This is a genomic window from Priestia sp. FSL W8-0001, from assembly GCF_038050335.1.
GTDB classification, from domain to species: Bacteria; Bacillota; Bacilli; order Bacillales; family Bacillaceae_H; genus Priestia; species Priestia flexa.
Genome location: NZ_JBBPAL010000001.1, coordinates 3046436 through 3065239 on the forward strand (window position 1 = coordinate 3046436; position 18804 = coordinate 3065239).

Here is an 18804-nt window from a genome sequence, read left to right on the forward strand (position 1 = left end):
TATGAAAGTTTTATGATATTTTGTAGGACAAAACGAAAACGCTTCCAATTAATTGTGTAATCCTCATAATTTTTAGCATTTCTTATAGAATTGCGTGGGATGAATCCAAAAAAAACTCCCTTTATTGCCGTAGGTTTACGTAACACCCACAGCAACAAAAGGAGCTGTTACATTTGAATGTACCTTAGCTCTAAGTTTATGAAAAAGTATCTGCAATGTACGAAAGAGCTTGATTATGAATTAACTGCTTTCCATACTCCTGTACCCGATGTTTCGTAATTGTAGAGGGACTTCCATATTCCGCTAACAACGCTATAATATTCCCGATCTCTTTCATCGTCAGTTTTTCTTCTCCTACTAATACATAAAACCGATTTTCAAACGAATAGAGAATAGTTTCAATATCATAATATTGATTAATTCGTTTTGCCAATTGAATAACGTCTTCAAACGTTTGAAATTCAAAGAATAAATCGTGACTTTCATCCAACATCACTTGCATCTCGATAAATTCTTCGTACATATCTTCATGTTCATCAATAATTTCCATTTCATCTTGACTATCTTGTTTCGTCACAAACACGACCATCCCCTGAGCTTGAAGGGAAAAAATCTCTACTGAAAGCGAGCTTGTCGGTTCAAAATTTAATTCTTTGGACGCCTGCTCAATCATTTCACGAAACAGCTGTTTAACCTTAAATGTATCAGTCCACAAATCTTCTTTTGTGAGCCCTCGCTCTTTTAAATCATCGTACGTGACAAAGACTTTTAACTTATTATAATTTAAACGCTCAAGTCTCATTTGCGTCCCTCCCCGCTTGCACTCATAACCACATGGTTTGATAATGCAGTATATGTACCTTCTAGAAAACGGTTCGTGATGTTTACTTACGAGTTTACAGGTTTACACAGTTAAAAACAAGCCTATTGATTATGATGTTCGGCTAATTTTTCAGTTAACCATTCATTCCATTCGTTTTTTGAATTACCTAATAAAAACGAAGAAACTCTTTCCTTATCCTTCCCGTCTAACATTTCAAAAACAAAGCCACCAAGACCAATTTTTAAATGTGGAAACTCTCCTTGCACATCACATGCCAAATCAACGGTTTTCTTAGCATTCTCCATCATTGTACAGGACATAAAGAAGAAGGTTGGATTCACTTCTTTTAAAATGAGATAAATATCTCTTTCTTCAATGCTGCTCCCTAAGTAAATAACTTCAAACCCTTTTCTTCTCAAGAACAATGTAAAAACAAGCAGCCCTACTTCATGCGTTTCATTTGGACCGCACACCGCGATGGCTTTTGGTAATAAACCACTTGAAGGAAGAGAATAAAATAACATGCTGATTCTTGTTTTCAGTAACTGCGTAGCATAGTGTTCATGGGCGCTTGTAATCTTACCTTTTTCCCACATATCTCCTACTGTAACTAATAAAGAACCTAGTATATCAATTACTACTTGCTCCACGGAATATAAGCTAAAAGCATGATTGATTAGTTCTTGTGCTTTACTTTCTTCAAAAGATAATAAATGATGTAAAATTTGATCTTTTAAACGTTGAGGTGTTTCCACTTCACTTTGGTCAGCAGTTTGGTGAATGTTTGCGCTCTCTGTTTCTAACAATGAGACAGCTTGACTAATAGTAAAGCCGTTGCTCACTTTATCTGTTAACCACTTTAATTTTTTAAAATCTGCCTCTGTATACAAACGATGACCCGACTCGTTTCGCACAGGGTTAAATATTTTATAACGACGCTCCCATGCACGCAACGTTCCGGGTTGGATTCCGACCATGTTTGAGATGGCTTTAATATTATACTTTCCTTCTTGTGAAGCCATATGTAACCTCCAACGACTCTTCGTGAACTATAACGTATTACTTGCATTATAGGATAAGTTACACGTTGTGTAAAATCTATATATGCTATGTTCAAAAGACGCTTAAAGTTAGTTTGCTCTAGTAATTGTTAGAACATGCGCCTTGGCTTTGGCTTCCAAACGAAGAGGTAAAGAAGTAGTTCCATACCCATTGCTCACAAAGTAAACTATATCTTTATGCGTTTTAAGTCCCCCTAATTCATAAGGGCCAAACCCAAGCAAACGGATTTGTCCACCATGAGTGTGACCGCTAAGCATTAAGTCAACACGCTGTTTTTCCACTTCAAAGACTGCATCTGGATTATGGCTAAGCAACAGTGTGAAATGTTGTTGATTTACACCGTTATAAGCTTGATTAATGTTTAAGTGCCCTTCTGACAAGTCATCAACTCCTACAATATTGTAAGAAACCCCTTCCTTCTCGATACAAATTGCTTCGTTTTTTAAAGCTACTACCTCATGCTTTTTGAAAAGAGCAGCTAGACTCTGTTGATTAATTTCATAGTCGTTATTTCCCCATACAAAGTAAATAGAACCTAGCTGTCTTAACTGCTTGATATTCGCTTCAATCTGTTGTGGCGAGACACCTTTTTCCGCTAGGTCTCCTCCAATAACAACAAAATCAATATGTCCCTTTACTTGTTCAATTAAGGATTTTGTAACCGTACGTTTATGTATATCTGAAATAAAGAAAATACGCAGTGACTGCCATTCCTTTGGAACACCCTTCACTTCAATATGTTCTTGTTCGACAACTGTACGCTGTGCCTCTTTGGCCATGTAAGTAAGTAAAACAATAGCAGCCACTACTAACACACCGATAATTCCTACAATCATAATCATGCTCACTCCTTTTTTATTTACTTTGTGAAGTAGCACCTATACCGTAAATGAATGAGACCAACATAACTGGTAATAGTACATAATATTCAAATGAAATAAACGCTACGCAACCCACTAAAGAAAGCAATGCTACAAGAAATTCCACTCTGTGCAACCTTGTTCCTTGTATCCAGCGGTACACATTTTCAATTAACACCTGCACCCAAATAGCTTGACACGTACAGCTAATTAAAAAGAGCAAAACCGTTGCAAACAGATTCTCTGGATTTTCCAGAAAAAATACAATGGTATCTAGCGAAGCTCCTTCTCGTTCAAATACAGAGGTTGTAATGAAATAATAACTACATACCCACCCTATTACAAATAATAACCACTTTCTCATAATACAAGCCTCCCCTAACTACAACTTGTATGTGAGAAGAGGCTATTGCATGTATTGAATGCTTATTTATTTTCATGATACAAATTAATATCGTAGGTTTGTTTCATTGCCGCATACAAATCTTTTCGACTTTCCCACTGTGCTGGAGTTGACCAAATGTCCTTGCTTTTTTGAATAATTTCACACCGCAAATCATTAAATTCTTTTTCCACCTTATCGCATTGCTTTTGCATTTGTATCATCCTAAAATAGGTAGAAAAAATGATGATAAGCAAGAGAAGATGCTTACTATCACCGAGAAAAAATTGAATAAAGTCACTAAAAGCTATCAGGTTTAAGCGCGAAGTAAATACAAATAAATAACTTATCCCAAACAGCAAGCATACAAAAAATACCCACTTCCATTTATTCATTGATTTTTGAGTAGCCGATAACTTTTCTTTTTTATTTATAACGCTTTCTAATATATATTGAGTAGGTTCATCAACATGATAGCGAGACAGCTCTTTCACTTTCTTCAACTCCCCTTTATAAGGCTAGTACAACAGTATGAAGAAAGGTGAATGTTTATGTTTAAAATTTCAACAATGGTCTTTCTAGTGAACGTCTTGTTTGAGCAATCTCGCTAGTTCGGCTTGCCATCCTAAAAATGTAGATTCTGTACGCTCATGTTCGGATTGCTTAAATTCATCTAAATCAATGCTGCAAAGATCACAACAATTGTGCCTCTCTGAAATGCCCTCTTCTTCAAAATATCTCATTAAGGCTTTTCTTCTACATTCTTTTGTATGGATAAACCCTTTCATTGCATGGTATTTTTTCTGCTTAGCGTTTAGGCGTTTATTTACAATCTCCACCAGTTCTCCATATAGAGATTCCGTAACCTGTTCTGGATAAATTATTCCATCATGAATCGCACCAATGTTTTCTAAATAGTGGCGAATAAAACGCCAATGCGTCTCATAAACACCAATTGTAAATAAAAAGTGGGCTTCAACTTCTCGAACTCCAACTGGACTGGAGCTTGAACGAATTTGTGTCAAACAATATAAAAGCGTATCTGGAGAAGGAAGCTCTAAGTCTAACAAAGCCTGTGCAGACCCATCATCTTCTTCACTATATAATAAAATTGCTAAGCTCGGTAAGCCATCACGGCCTCCTCTTCCAATTTCCTGAACATAGGATTCAAGCTGCGTAGGCGTTTGAAAATGCAGGACAAAACGAACGTTCGATTTGTTAACTCCCATTCCAAAAGCACTTGTACAGCAGATGAAGTCGAGCTGATTTTCAAGAAATTGTCGCTGAATGAGCATGCGATCGTTAGCTTCCATTCCTCCATGGTAATATTGGACTTTTTCGACACCATTTTCTTTTAAGTAGTGCGTTAACGACTCCGTTAACGCTCGGCTAGAGCAATAAATAATACCTGGTTTTTGAATTTTCGTTACGTATTCCAGTAGCTTTTTCTTTTTTTCTTCAAGACCATGCACATGCTCTACGCTGATAGCAATATTTGAACGATTCATTGAATATAAATGCTCGTTGACTTGATCAAGGTGTAGATAAGTTTTAATATCACTGAGCACTTCACTCGTTGCTGTACCTGTTAGCGCTAAGCAAGTCGGTTTCCCTAGGTTTTCCCATACCATGCCTAAGTTTAAATAATCTAACCGAAAGTCATGGCCCCATTGCGAAATACAGTGTGCTTCATCTACAACGAACATACCAATATTTGCTTGTTTGAGAGCCTGAACTACATACGGATTCTGTAAGATTTCAGGAGAAGCATAAATGAAACGATAGCTATTTAAGGAACGAAGCGCCTGCCGCTTTTCATCTTCACGTAAAAAACTGTTAAGAGCAATAACTCGTTTTTCTCCCTTGGCTTTGAGCTGCTGAACCTGATCTTCCATTAAGGAAAGCAACGGGGACACGATAAGGATTGGCCGCTTTAAAAAATAGCCAGGGAGCTGGTAACAAAGTGACTTTCCTGTTCCCGTAGGCAAGACGGCCAAAACATGATTGTTATTTAATAAGTCCGTTATAATTTCTTTTTGACCGTTCCGAAAAGTAGAAAAGCCGAATTCCTTTTGAAGTACCTGTTCTAACTGCATCGTCTTACTCCTTTCTTAATTCGTTACGCACTTAGCCAATACAAGACGAATTTGAAAATAAGTAAGGTGATCACTAACCCTTTTTTTGATTTCTTTTAGCTGATTGGTATTTAACGCTTCAAAAGCATTCATAATTTCCTTTTGATCCTCCACTTTTACATAATCATCAATAGTAAAATTAGGAAGAAACAGTGCCAATTCAGCAATATGATCTTCAATTGTGCTCTCTTTTAACCGTCTAATTCGAGCTACTTCTTTTAATGATTTTCCTTTTTGTAACCACTCGTACGTTTTAACTGTTGAAGCCGTTAGTGGCACAGTCATATGTACGTCCTGTATAAATTGTTGAAGAACTGGAAATTCACTTCGACATTTGCTAATTTGCTCAATGATTTGATGAACGACGCTGATCATTAATAAATGAACGTAGTGTTCGTTCATCTTATAATATTCAGCAAGCTGACTTTTGGTTAAACCAATTCGCTTATATCCACTCAGATGTTGAACAAACACATCAGCGTTTTGAGAAGAACATTTCGTTAAAATACATTTTAATTCATTAAACAAGCGTTTGGCCAACTCTTCTCTTGAATACGACTGAGAAAATAAATAAGCTTTCACCCATTGAATGGTCTCAGGATCTTGGGTGATTGGCAAAAATCCCTTTTGAAAATACTGTAGATTAGAGATTGTTTGAATGAACAAGGTCAGTCTCGATAAAAATAATTGTGTGCTACTTGCAAATTGCCAACCGCTAAGCTTAGCTGGCAGAGGCCATTCACGTAATTGTTGGTGAAGTGCCTCTTCACCCTTGCTTGTTAGCATATATTTTTGATGGTCCACTTCTTTAATGAATTGATGAGAAGTAAGCTCTTTTACGTATAGAGAAAATGTTTCTTTTTTCAAGTAACTAAATGATTGAAATAAAAAAGACAAGCCAAAGATTTTACCGTCTTGAATTGTTTGCGCTGATTTTTTCCCAGTTACTATATGATAAATCCCGTAAACTGTTCGTTCACCTTTTAGTTGTTGCATACTATATAGCATAACGGTTTGAATATAGTTCACAATCGTCAACTTCCTTTCTCTTTTCATTTTACCAAAACTTTAACAGAAAGCACCTTTTTGTCATTGCACGTATTGAGATGAACGAAAAAAGTGGCACTATAAGTCATGACAAACCCTTGTCTGATAAGCATTATCAATGACTTTTCTATTGAAAAGTTTTAAAAATCGTCTTACAATGGGTAAAGAGAAATTTCACGCTTATGTTGAAAAGAGATTATATAACACGAAATTTTCGAACACTTTACAGGAGGTCTTGTTATGCCAAAATATACAATTGTTGACAAAGATACATGTATTGCATGTGGAGCATGTGGAGCAGCAGCGCCAGATATTTACGATTACGATGATGAAGGAATTGCATTCGTAACATTAGATGATAACCAAGGGATTGTGGAAGTTCCTGACGAATTAGAAGATGATATGATGGATGCATTTGAAGGTTGCCCAACAGATTCAATCCGCGTAGCAGATGAGAAGTTTGACGGCGACTCTAACAAATTTGAATAAAAAACAATAAAAGACCTGTACATCCACGTACAGGTCTTTTTTCTATTTAAACAGCGACTCGCTTTGTAATCCAATATTTCATTTTATTAAATAAAACAACGAAAATTAAGCCAGTAATAATTCCTTTAATCATGTTAAATGGCAGAATGCCCGTTACGACTAGCTGACGTGTTTCCTCACTTGACAGCGCCGGTGACTGTAAGAAAAGCGTATATGCAGGTAAGAACACATAGTAATTTAAAAACGCCATTCCAACTGACATCACTACTGTTCCAACTACTAAACCTGTTGTAATACCTTTTGTATTTTTAAATTTATGAAACATAAGAGAAACCGGTAAGATAAACAATAGCCCTGCTACAAAATTTGCTAATTGGCCTACAGGGACGCCTGTTGCACTTCCTTGAATGAGATAATGCAGCAAATTTTTAATTCCTTCGACAATAAGACCTGCTACAGGACCAAAGATTAATGCAGCAAGCAGCGCCGGTACCTCACTAAAATCAATTTTTAAAAACGGTGGTATACCTGGTATTGGGAAGTTAAGCATCATTAATACATAAGACAAACCGCTTAGCATCCCTAGAATAACAAGCTTTTGTGTTTTCTTGCTATGTTCCATTTTCCTCTCTCCTTCTTGCGATCCATTCTTCCAAGAAGAAAGGTTCATTGCACATGCACTCCATAAAAAAACCTCAACAAATTTGTTGAGGGAAAATGCAGGCACATTCAATAAACGTTCAACACATTTGTTTTTGAACGTTTGAACCTCCACCTTCTCCCATCCAGACTTTACTGTCGGCTTTGGAATCACACCAAATCCTGCTCCACATTTAAAGAGCTCGCGGGCTTAAAACAATTTGTTTATCACCGCCGGTCGGGAATTACACCCTGCCCCGAAGATAGATCAATATTTAATGATGTTCACATTATATGATACCTTGAATTAAAAGTAAATCATTTGATACAAAAAATACTGCAATTCCGATTTCTTTCAGTCATTATTTTTTCATGATGAAAAAACAGCGCAATAACGAAAGATTGTCAGGTATTCTTTCACCGTACTTTCTTACATATAAAACTCCAAAAAGTACGTATTAAAAATATTTTCACAAAAACAAAACCGCTAAAATACCAAGTTTTTCACTAAAAATCCGAATATTAAGTAACAAATTAAAAATGAAAACGTTACCAATTGTGAACTTTTCTACAATCCAATTGACAGAATTTTTTTAACGTGATAAATTATCAGATATTTGAGTTGTGAAAGGGAGATGTTAATACATGTATGAAGTGTTAGTAGCTGATTCAATTAGCAATGAAGGTCTTGCTCCATTATTAGAAGCATCAAATGTTAATTTAACAAGAAAAAAAGTAACGGAAGTTGAAGATTTATTGCATACATACGATGCACTGCTTGTTCGAAGCGCAACGACTGTGACAGAAGACTTGTTAGACAAAATGAAGAATTTAAAGATTGTTGCTCGTGCAGGTGTAGGTGTCGATAACATTGATATTGAAGCATCAACTAAACGAGGCGTTGTTGTCATTAATGCCCCAAATGGAAACACTATTTCTACAGCTGAGCATACTTTTGCCATGATGGCTAGCTTAGTTCGCCATATCCCTCAAGGGAACATTTCCGTTAAGTCTCGCGAATGGAACCGATCAGCTTTTGTTGGTACGGAACTCAATCGCAAGCATTTGGGAATTGTTGGTTTTGGTCGTATCGGCTCTGAACTTGCAAAACGTGCGAAAGCCTTTAACATGACGGTACATGTATATGATCCATTTTTAACAACATCTCGTGCAGAAAAACTAGGAGTTGACCTCTTATCGTTAGATGATTTATTAGCAGTAGCTGATATTATTACTGTTCATACGCCATTAACGAAAGATACAAAAGGTTTATTGAATCGCGAGACGTTAGCCAAAACAAAGAAAGGCGTTTACTTACTAAATTGTGCACGAGGCGGTATTATTGATGAAGAAGCACTTGCACACTATTTAGAGATTGGTCACGTTCAAGGCGCTGCAATTGACGTATTTGAAGTAGAACCACCTACTGATAATCCACTTTTAAACTTTGACCAAGTTATTACAACACCACATTTAGGTGCTTCAACAAAAGAAGCGCAGTTAAATGTAGCAGAAGATGTTGCCTATGACGTGCTACGCTTCTTAGAAGGCAACCCAGTAAGTTCGTCAATTAACTTACCGACGCTTTCAAAAGACGTATTTGAAAAAATCCAGCCGTTTACTAGCTTAACGAAACAGCTTGGTGCCGTTCTATCACAATGCATGAAAGAACCTGTTCAAGATATTTCTGTTACGTACGCAGGAACAGTAGCAGACTTAGAAACAACCTATATTACACGAAGCTTGTTATCTGGATTTTTAACTCATCGTATTGACCGTTCAGTCAACGAAGTAAACGCGTCAATGATTGCCAAAGAAAGAGGCATTACGTTTGGTGAGAAGATTTCTGATAACACTCAAGGCTATGCTAACATTATTGAAGTTGTTGTAAAAGGAGAGTCTCGCACATTCTCTATTACTGGTACGTATATTAAAGATTATGGTCCTCGCGTTATTAACATTGATTCATTCGACATTGATTTTTATCCAGAAGGACATTTATTATATATCCGACACACAGACCAACCAGGTGTTATTGGAAATGTTGGTAAAGCGCTTGGTGACTTAGATATCAACATTGCAACAATGCAGGTAGGACGTAAACAAAAAGGCGGAGAAGCCATTATGATGCTTACGTTCGACCGTCTTATTGAAGACGCAACGATTGAATCATTAAAGCAAGCAAGTGAAATTGTTACAATTCAACGTATTGAACTATAAAATAAAAACAAGAAAGGTCTAGGCCTTTCTTGTTTTTATTTTGTTATCTTTAGATGTTGACCTGGATAAATATCGCTGGTCGTCATATGATTCCTTCCTTTTAAATCGTCTACATTCATTTCATATTTTTGTGCGATTTTAGATAACGTGTCTCCTCTTTTTACAACGTACCCTTCATTCAACTGTCTAAATACAGCAGTCTCTAAATCTTCCCTTACGTAGGCTGATAATTTCCCTTGATCAAGCTTTGCAATCGGGTTAATAGCATTCGTTTTATTAATATTCCATGTTCCCTTATGAACCTCAAAATGCAAATGAGCACCCGATGATCGCCCTGTGTTACCTACTTGTCCAATTGCCTGACGAATAGAAACTCTTTCACCTTCTGTAACATCTCGACTATTCAAGTGTGCATACACCGTTTCATATCCGTTATCTTGCTTAATAAACACAACTTGTCCATATGTATCAGAGTAATAAGACTTTGTAACTCTTCCACTATATACTGCATACACCTGTGTCCCCACAGGCGCTGCAATATCAATACCAAAATGCTTTGCGTTACGAGAGCCAAACACATCTGTAAGCGTTCCTTCTTCAGTCGGCCAGTTCCACTGTGTAGAAGCTTCTGCTTTAGCCATTGTTCCTCCAACAAACAATAGCCCTATACACATCCCCATAATGACTACTACTAATATTCGCCTTACAATATCAAGCATACATGTCCTCCTATGTACTAAGCGTTTCTTGACACATAAATATACTATATGCAGTTTCAAAAATTCTAGACATTTCCAGTAAAAAAGGTTAGAAAATATTTTACTATTTTCTAACCTTTTACTCTTTGGTCTTTAAAACACAAGTAGCATTTATCTTATTAGTAGTGTTTAGGTAGCTTAATAAAAAATGTTGTTCCCTGATTTAAAATGCTGTTTACCACAATGACTCCACGATGTGCTTCTACGATATTTTTTGCAATCGCAAGCCCGAGTCCCGTACCTGATTTCCCTCTTGTTCTTGCCTTATCTGCTTTATAAAATCGCTCAAAAACAAATGGTAAATCTTCTTCTGGTATTCCTACACCTGTATCTTCAACTGAAAGATGAACTTCCGTTTGGTTACTGTTAATACCAAGGGTCACTTTTCCACCTTTAGGGGTATGACGAATCGCATTGTCAATCAAGTTGGTCAATACCTGTTCTATCCGATCTGCATCGATGGTTGCCGGGAGCTGTGTTTGTGAATTGGTTTGGAGTTCCAGCATAACATCCTGCTCTTTGGCAATTCCTTGGAATTTACGAACTACTCGCTCAGCAAGTTCAACCATCTCAATTTCAGCTACGTGAAGCTGAACATGTCCTGCTTCCATTCGAGCTAAATCTAATAGTTCGTTAACAAGTCGCCCCATCCTTAAGGATTCATCGTAAATAACTTGGGTAATTTCTTTTTTCTCTTCTTCCGTGCTAGCAATGTCATCAATAATCGCTTCACTATAACCTTGCAGCATCGAAATAGGTGTGCGTAACTCATGTGAAACATTGGCGATAAAATCTTTTCGGAGCTTATCTAATTTACGCTCTTCTGACATATCACGTAAAACCGCAACGGCTCCGCGAATCTTCGTTTGGTTATAGAGTGGTGACATAAGGATAACCCACGTCTGTCCTTGTATCGTTAGCTCTGCGCTCTGTTCTTTTTCACTTTTAACAACGCTCTCGAACAAACGAACCACTTTTAAAGGAAGCTCTGGAATGGACTGATTATTCATATTTTGCTCATAGTACCATGCTTGTAAAAACTGATCGGCAGGTGGGTTGGTAATTAAAATCGAACCATTTTGACTAAATGTAATAACCCCATCCGCCATACTACTTAATATACTTGAAAGCTGCTCTTTTTCTTGATTTAAAGCATTAAGGTTGAATTTCAACTGCCTTCCCATCTGATTGAAGGCAATTGCTAGTTCGCCAATTTCATCGTGTGTTAAAATTGGCACTTTCGTCTCAAAATTTCCTTTCGTAACCTCAAAAGCTGCCTGCTTCATTTTTCGAAGCGGAGCGGTAATTCGAGTTGATAAGAAAAAAGCAAAAATTGTAGTTAGTACGATGGCAATACCCGCAGCCAAGATAATGAACTTTGTTGTATAGCGTGCAGGCTCTTCAATTTCAGCTAGTGATTGGTATAAATAAACCCCGCCATTCCCTTGACCATCTACAGATAACGGAACGCCTACAATAAACATAAGGGGACTTTCTGAAGTACCTCTATTTTCAGTCATGTACATTTCTTCGTGTACAACTTCACCATGCGTGGTCACTCTTTGAAGATTTTCATCTTCAGAAATGAGCGATATGACAGTGTCACGACTCTCTTCTTCCGGGTGAGTGGAGTTCCAATACTTCTTATCTCCCTGTACAATTAAGATACTGGCTTGGTCAGCTAATTCGCGTGCAATTGAAAGCCCGAGCTCCTGGTCTTTGGTTTCCTTTACGATAGTAGAAATTTTAGCTGCTGTTTTAGTTAGTCGTTTTTCTGCGGCATCTACATGATAATTTTCAAAGAACTGCAGCAATAAAACCGTTAAAATAAATAAAACAAACGTAACCAGTAATAGGATAGTGAACCAGAGTTTACCAACAACACTCCGCCAAAACATCAGCTGTTTCCAACCTCAAATTTATACCCTACACCCCAAACGGTTACAATCATTTTAGCAGCGTCTGGAGAGACGCGATTTAATTTTTCTCGCAAACGTTTGACATGAGTATCTACCGTCCTTAAATCTCCAAAGAAATCATAGTGCCAAACTTCTCTCAGAAGCTGCTCACGGTCGTACACTTTATCCGGTGTTTTTGCTAAGAAGCACAGCAATTCGTACTCTTTTGGCGTTAGGTTGACTTCTTTATCATCAGCAGTCACACGATGTGCATCATTATCGATTGTTAAATGGTCAAACACAATCATATTTTTAACCGAAGGTGTTGGCTCCATAACAGGTGTAGACGAAGATCGTCGTAACAAGGCCTTGACGCGCAGTACAACTTCTCTAGGACTGAAGGGCTTAACAATATAGTCATCCGTTCCAACTTCAAAACCTTGAACACGGTTTACTTCTTCACCCTTCGCTGTTAGCATAATAATCGGTGTTGTTTTTTTCTCACGAATTTGTTTACACACTTCAATTCCATCAATTCCAGGCATCATTAAATCTAAAATAATAAGATCATAATTTATATGTAACGCTTTCTCAATAGCCTCATGGCCATCAGCAGCTTCTTCAATCGTATATCCTTCTTTTTCTAAATACATCTTTAACAAACGACGAATACGATCTTCATCGTCCACAAGTAATAATCTTTGTTCAGTTTGCATCTTCTCAACCTCCTATGTTTAGTTTACAAAAAAAACGGGTGAACCGCTACCAATGTCTAATCAACATTGTGACAATCTATGTAACAAATGAACGGGACTTAAAAGGTGTCTCTATTATTTATACTTTTTTATATCATTTTTCATTTATGTCTAATTTCCACATCTGATTGGATTCATTATGACAAAAAAACTCGCTGTCGCAATGACAGCGAGTTTTTTCTTACGCATATGAGTGTAGGCCTGCAATGACCAAGTTAACCGCAACGAGATTAAACATAATAATAGCAAAGCCACCAACTGCTAGCCATGCTGAACGTTCACCTTGCCAGCCTTTGGCTAAGCGCAGATGTAAAAAGGCTGCGTAAAATAGCCACGTAATTAAAGCCCACACTTCTTTTGGGTCCCACCCCCAGAAGCGTGTCCACGCAATTTGCGCCCATATCATGGCGAAAATTAAAGCACCTAAAGTAAAAACAGGAAACCCAATAGCAACTGAGCGATAGCCTACTTCATCTAATAGTTCACTGTTTACTTGCTTGACTAACGGCTTTAAAGCAGCGCCGATTCGTTTGCGAAGAACAAGACGAAGTAACCAATATAGGACAAAACCACTCATGAGTGACCATAAAACCGTATTTAACTTTTGTGCATTAATAATTGCAGGTACTGAAACCGCTGGCTCTAAACGATCAGTCGTTACTAACTCTCCGTCATGTGGACCAACTAGAGCCGGGAGATGATACACCATTTCAGCCTGCTTTTCATTTTTATCGACCCATGTAAACGTAGCATCATAGTTTGATAAACTAAAAGCTGTTGTCATGATAATAAATCCAACCGTGCTCAGTAAAGAATATAAGATAAACTCTAGCCAAAATGTTTTTTTGGTTGCTTTCGTTTGATCAATACATTTAATAAGATAAATCAGTCCCGCTACAAAGCTGATAGCTAAAATTGCTTCGCCGGCAGCAGCCGTTGTAACGTGAATATGTAACCAGTTTGTTTGAAGCGCTGGTATTAAAGGTGAAATTTCCGTTGGAAACATACTTGCATACGCAATGATTAACAGCGCAATAGGAAGAGCAAATACGCCTAGAATACTTAATTTATAGATAAAGTAAATAATAATAAATGCCCCGACAATCATCATGCCAAAGAAGGTTGTAAATTCAAATAGATTACTAACCGGCGCATGGCCTGAAGCAATCCATCTCGTAATAAAATATCCAACTTGTGCAATGAATCCAACAATCGTTACGCTAATTCCAAATATCGGCCACTTGTTTGCCTTATGCTTTGAATTCTTTTCTCTAATGGCTCCACCAAAGAAAAAAGTAGCGACTAAATAAGCAATGAAAGCTACATAAAGCAAGTTACTACTAACGCTAGCAAAATCCATTCTGTCTCCTCCTATCTCTTGTCTTTATCTACTTGATCATGCAACGGCATAATCTTAGTTTGTTGAACTGCTTGATTTAACTCATTTTTCAAACCATACCAGTTTTTATTTGTGTGAGCGGCTAACCACAGCTCATCTCCAATTCTTTGAATCCACAAACGTCGATGATTCCAATACATTCCTTGAATGACACCGATCATAAAGATCGCACCTCCTAGGCCTAAAATCCAAAGCGTATAATCCTTTCTGACTGTTAACCCTGTTACATTTTTTGTATCTACGCCTGCAAAGGACATCTTATAATCATTTTCACCAAGTGGCTCTAGGTTCTGTTGAATAGCGACAAGTGCTATCTCACCTTTTGGATGCTCAGGTGAAAACATTTTAAACACAAAGGCTGGGTTGTTCGGTACCCGTGTTTTGGTATCTGGGTTTCCATCATCATTCAAATAAAAGTCTGGGAAATAGCTAATTAAATCTACTTTATAGCCATCCTTGAGCGTATATGTTTCCTCGGGATTATATAAATCAACTGTTAATTGGCCAATATTTTCTTCCGTTTCTTTGTTTGTTAAATGAAACGACATGGCGTTGAATTCATTAAGCTTATAATCCACCTGGTAAATGGCATAGCCTTCATGCTTTAAAGGTTCATTTACGCGAATGCTCTTATCCTTTAATTCTTTTAATTCTGGCGTTTGCCCAGGAATACTGTCCCCTTCACGCTCGTATAGAGTCACATCGGCTTGATAGTTCTTTACAATGGCTTGATTGCCCACGCGGTCAATTGCTTGTTGAAAAACTTCTTTTTCCGTCTCTTTATCATACATTTCGACTTTAAACGCATTGTTTTTCAAATAGTATTCCCCATCAGTACCGGGCACTACCTTTGTTTCACCTTCTCGTACCCACAGTACTTCATCAACGTACATGCCAGGTACAAACCGAAGCATAGCACCGATTAAGAAAATAATAAGACCAAAGTGATTGACGTAAGGTCCCCATCTCGAAAACCTTCCTTTTTCAGCCAATATGTTTCCGCTTTCTTCTCGAATTGTATAACGATGCTTTTTCAACTGCTCTTTCATAGCTTCATAGTCTTCATCTGCCCATGACTTCGTGACGCTAAATAAACGCTGCTTTTTCAAGAAATTGGCGTGTTTTTTTACTCTTTGATACTTTAGTGATTTATAAAGTGGAACAACTCGGTCTAAGCTGGCGATGACCAATGATATACCGAGCGATGCAATTAAAAGCATGTACCACCATGAACCATATAAATTGTGAAATCCTAGTTCATAGTAGAGTTTTCCCGTCCATCCGTATTCTTGTTCATAGTATTGAACTGCTGTTGTTCCTGGTGGTATGTACATTTCTTGTGGATAAATCGTTCCTAGAGCTGATGCTGCAAGTGTAAGGATAATAATCCAAACACCTACCTTTACTGAGGAGAAAAAGTTCCATATCTTATCAATGATTGTTTTATTGTATGTTTGTGAGCGCCTTGCACTACCCTCATATCGCATATCAACCAGTTGCTTTGAGGACTCTTCATTCAGCGGCTTCCCACACGCTTCACATAATACGGTTCCTTCTTTGTTTTGATGACCGCATTCACATCGTATTTGTTTCATAGCAAAAACTCCCTACGGCTTAATTAATTCCATGTACTCTTGAATTCGTTGTTCATCTAACCCTCCAATAAACACATCGACAATCTTTCCATTCTTATCAATTAAAAACGTAGTTGGTAACGGGTCTACACCGTATGCATGGAGAACTTGTGAATCCCTGTCCATTAAAATCGGAAAGGATAATCCATAGCGGTTTGCAAACTGCTTAACAGCAACATCTGTTTCATCAACATTTGCAGCCAAAATTTCAACACCTTGGTCTTTATACTTCGCGTATTGTGCTTCCATTACAGGCATTTCTTTTTCACAAGGTTTACACCACGTGCCCCAAAAATTTAAAAAGACGCCTTTTCCTTTGTAATCCGACAGCTTATGTTCATTCCCCTCTAAATCTTGGAGAACAAAGTTAGGAGCCTGGTCACCTACTGAAAATGCTTGCTTGTCAGCTATAAACTGCGTATATAGAGTATAGCCCACAGCAACTAATAAAATAGTTAGAATCGTAGTACGAATAAATAAGCGACGTTTTTTCATCCCAATCGAACTCCTCTAAATCGTTTTCATTATGCGTTTTCTTACAATTATAGCATTTTTTCGCATTAGTAAAGGTAAAAATATTATGAAGGTTATGTGACACAGCAACGCTTTCAACAAAGAATGGACAACTCATTTATTTATAATTTATGCGCTTACATCTTTATTCATAAAAAAGCACGTTTAGCTGATCGAATGACCTACCAGCTAAACGTGCCTTGTTATACTTACTTACCTGTTTGTGCTTTCGTATACAGCTGCTTTACTTCATGAGCCGTTAATTCTCTTGCTTCTCCTGCGTTTAAGCCTCTTAAATCTAAATTTGCATAGCGTTCGCGCTTTAATTTTAAGACAGGATGACCAATCGCTTCAAACATGCGACGCACTTGGCGGTTTTTACCTTCATGAATCGATAGCTCTACGATGGCTGTTTGCTTTCCTTTATCAATAGACAGAACTTTTGCACGCGCAGGCGATGTTTTTCCGTCTTCAAGCATAATACCTCTCTGTAGCTGTCTGATTTTTTCACGCGGTGGAATACCTTTAATTTTTGCCACGTACACCTTATCAATTTCGTACTTTGGATGCGTCAGCAGGTTGGCAAATTCACCATCATTTGTTAAAAGAATTAGCCCCGACGTATCATAATCTAAGCGCCCAATTGGATAGATACGTTCTTCAACGTGAGGGAAAAAGTCCACAACCGTTTTTCGATCTTTATCATCCTTCGCTGCTGAAATAACGCCTCTTGGCTTATATAACATAAAATAGACGGGTTCTTCGCGTTCTAATGGTACACCGTCCACTTCAATTTTATCGTTAGGTCCTACCTTTGTTCCTAGCTCTTTTATTGCTTTTCCGTTCACCGTTACTCGTCCTTGCGTAATAAGCTCTTCAGCTTTACGCCTTGAAGCAACACCCGCATGAGCAATTACTTTTTGTAATCGTTCCATTTATATCTCACCTCTTGTAACATCTTACTTGTTTACTCTCTAATATACAAGCCTGTACAGCAAATAGCTATTAATTTTCTCATGCAAAAAAGAAAGCATGTCAAGCCTGCTTTCTTTTACCTTTATTATGACCCAAAAACAAGAATAACAATTACCACTGATGCGACAATGCCTACTAAATCCGCTAACAAGCCAACCTTTAGAGCATCGCCCATTTTTTTTATGCCTACCGCTCCAAAATAAACGGTTAAAATATAAAATGTAGTATCAGTACTTCCCTGCATAGTAGAAGCTAATCGTCCAATAAAGGAATCCGGCCCATACGTTGCAATTAAATCGGTTGTAATACCCAAAGCGGCAGTTCCTGAAATTGGCTTGATTAAAGCAAGTGGTACTATATCAGCTGGCACGCCAACTGCATCTAAAAATGGCTTCATAAAGTTTAAAAAGAAATCTAAAGCTCCAGATGCTCGAAAGATTGAAATACTTACGAGCATCCCAACGAGATAAGGAATAATAGAAAACGCAATCTGTAGTCCATCCTTCCCGCCTTCTACAAATCGTTCATAAGTTGGGATTTTTTTATATGTTCCATATAAAAGGATACAACCTACAATAAGAGGGATAAACATAATAGAAATTTGATTCAATAAGGTCATCTACGCTCCCCTCCTTTTCTCATACGGCGATGGTAGAAATAACGATCAATGATAATGGCTCCCATTGTAGCAACAACCGTTGCAAGAAGTGTCGTTCCTACAATCTCTGTGGGATTGGCGGAATTATACGTGATACGAATGGCAATAACAGTTGTTGGGATTAATGTTAGACTGGTTGTATTGAGCGCTAGCAAAGTAATCATTGACCTACTCGCTTCATCCTTATTACCATTTAGCTGTTTTAACTGTTCCATTGCTTTAATCCCAAGCGGTGTCGCTGCATTACCAAGCCCAAACATATTAGCCATCATATTAGATAGTATATATCCTAAAGCAGGATGATCTTTTGGAATGTCAGGAAACAACCTCCCAATAATAGGACGAAACAACTTGGCTAATTTCTCCAATAATCCAGCGTGTTGCGCAATGTTCATAATGCCTAGCCAAAATACCAATACACTTATTAAACCGATACTGATGGTAACCGCTTCTCCTGCCCCTTGAAAGATTGCTTTATTAACCGCATCCATCTTTCCATTAATGATCGCAAACACAATTCCAATAACCGTTAGCAACATCCAAATGACATTAACCAT

19 protein-coding genes and 1 riboswitch are annotated in these 18804 nt (G+C 37.6%); of the genes, 2 read left to right on the plus strand and 17 right to left on the minus strand.

The features are described 5' to 3' along the window. Positions 1-196 precede the first annotated feature (196 nt). From MKZ18_RS16120 to MKZ18_RS16150, 7 genes are all read right to left on the minus strand, one after another. A complete protein-coding gene (locus tag MKZ18_RS16120) occupies positions 197-802 on the minus strand; it encodes a genetic competence negative regulator (protein WP_061784716.1) in 606 nt (201 codons plus the stop codon). A gap of 122 nt (positions 803-924) precedes the next feature. Continuing rightward, complete coding sequence (locus MKZ18_RS16125) at positions 925-1845, minus strand: MerR family transcriptional regulator (RefSeq protein WP_061784717.1); 921 nt, start codon at positions 1843-1845, stop codon at positions 925-927. A 108-nt stretch (positions 1846-1953) separates the two neighbouring features. Next, positions 1954-2727: a metallophosphoesterase gene (locus MKZ18_RS16130; protein WP_076512190.1), complete on the minus strand. Its 774-nt coding sequence runs from the start codon at positions 2725-2727 to the stop codon at positions 1954-1956. 13 nt (positions 2728-2740) lie between these two features. Then, positions 2741-3109, minus strand: coding sequence for a hypothetical protein (locus tag MKZ18_RS16135; protein WP_061784718.1), 369 nt, complete (start codon positions 3107-3109; stop codon positions 2741-2743). A gap of 62 nt (positions 3110-3171) precedes the next feature. Further along, positions 3172-3621: a DUF2663 family protein gene (locus MKZ18_RS16140; protein WP_025908357.1), complete on the minus strand. Its 450-nt coding sequence runs from the start codon at positions 3619-3621 to the stop codon at positions 3172-3174. A gap of 84 nt (positions 3622-3705) precedes the next feature. After that, positions 3706-5223, minus strand: a complete 1518-nt coding sequence (locus MKZ18_RS16145; RefSeq protein WP_061784719.1) for a RecQ family ATP-dependent DNA helicase — start codon at positions 5221-5223, stop codon at positions 3706-3708. Positions 5224-5238: 15 nt separating this feature from the next. Continuing rightward, a complete protein-coding gene (locus tag MKZ18_RS16150; RefSeq protein WP_061784745.1) occupies positions 5239-6291 on the minus strand; it encodes a helix-turn-helix domain-containing protein in 1053 nt (350 codons plus the stop codon). 258 nt (positions 6292-6549) lie between these two features. Here MKZ18_RS16150 and MKZ18_RS16155 point away from each other — a divergent pair, with 258 nt between their 5' ends. Continuing rightward, positions 6550-6798, plus strand: coding sequence for a ferredoxin (locus MKZ18_RS16155; RefSeq protein WP_061784720.1), 249 nt, complete (start codon positions 6550-6552; stop codon positions 6796-6798). 46 nt (positions 6799-6844) lie between these two features. Here the strand turns inward: MKZ18_RS16155 and MKZ18_RS16160 are convergent, their stop codons facing one another. Then, on the minus strand, positions 6845-7420 hold the full coding sequence (locus MKZ18_RS16160) for an ECF transporter S component (RefSeq protein ID WP_025908353.1): 576 nt from the start codon (positions 7418-7420) through the stop codon (positions 6845-6847). 147 nt (positions 7421-7567) lie between these two features. Continuing rightward, a riboswitch (FMN riboswitch) is annotated at positions 7568-7706 on the minus strand. A gap of 376 nt (positions 7707-8082) precedes the next feature. On the opposite strand from MKZ18_RS16160, the gene serA reads away from it, so the two are divergent. Continuing rightward, complete coding sequence (serA, locus tag MKZ18_RS16165; RefSeq protein WP_061784721.1) at positions 8083-9657, plus strand: phosphoglycerate dehydrogenase; 1575 nt, start codon at positions 8083-8085, stop codon at positions 9655-9657. Positions 9658-9692: 35 nt separating this feature from the next. On the opposite strand, the gene MKZ18_RS16170 is transcribed toward serA, so the two are convergent. The 9 genes from MKZ18_RS16170 to MKZ18_RS16210 form a co-directional block, all read right to left on the minus strand. Continuing rightward, complete coding sequence (locus MKZ18_RS16170) at positions 9693-10376, minus strand: peptidoglycan DD-metalloendopeptidase family protein (protein ID WP_025908351.1); 684 nt, start codon at positions 10374-10376, stop codon at positions 9693-9695. Between the two features lie 158 nt (positions 10377-10534). Continuing rightward, entirely contained in the window at positions 10535-12313 is a 1779-nt protein-coding gene (locus tag MKZ18_RS16175; RefSeq protein ID WP_061784722.1) for an ATP-binding protein, read from the minus strand. Next, positions 12313-13029 (minus strand): response regulator transcription factor, encoded by a 717-nt coding sequence (locus MKZ18_RS16180; protein WP_025908349.1) that lies wholly within the window; start codon positions 13027-13029, stop codon positions 12313-12315. The genes MKZ18_RS16175 and MKZ18_RS16180 overlap by 1 nt, the downstream gene beginning before the upstream one ends. A 220-nt stretch (positions 13030-13249) precedes the next feature. Beyond that, complete coding sequence (ccsB, locus tag MKZ18_RS16185) at positions 13250-14428, minus strand: c-type cytochrome biogenesis protein CcsB (RefSeq protein ID WP_025908348.1); 1179 nt, start codon at positions 14426-14428, stop codon at positions 13250-13252. 11 nt (positions 14429-14439) lie between these two features. Continuing rightward, a complete protein-coding gene (gene resB / locus MKZ18_RS16190) occupies positions 14440-16062 on the minus strand; it encodes a cytochrome c biogenesis protein ResB (protein ID WP_061784723.1) in 1623 nt (540 codons plus the stop codon). A 12-nt stretch (positions 16063-16074) separates the two neighbouring features. Further along, positions 16075-16596, minus strand: coding sequence for a thiol-disulfide oxidoreductase ResA (resA, locus tag MKZ18_RS16195; protein ID WP_025908346.1), 522 nt, complete (start codon positions 16594-16596; stop codon positions 16075-16077). A 227-nt stretch (positions 16597-16823) separates the two neighbouring features. After that, on the minus strand, positions 16824-17549 hold the full coding sequence (locus tag MKZ18_RS16200) for a pseudouridine synthase (RefSeq protein ID WP_061784724.1): 726 nt from the start codon (positions 17547-17549) through the stop codon (positions 16824-16826). 125 nt (positions 17550-17674) lie between these two features. After that, positions 17675-18208, minus strand: a complete 534-nt coding sequence (locus MKZ18_RS16205) for a spore maturation protein (protein WP_025908344.1) — start codon at positions 18206-18208, stop codon at positions 17675-17677. Further along, on the minus strand, positions 18205-18804 hold the full coding sequence (locus MKZ18_RS16210) for a nucleoside recognition domain-containing protein (protein WP_025908343.1): 600 nt from the start codon (positions 18802-18804) through the stop codon (positions 18205-18207). The genes MKZ18_RS16205 and MKZ18_RS16210 overlap by 4 nt, the downstream gene beginning before the upstream one ends.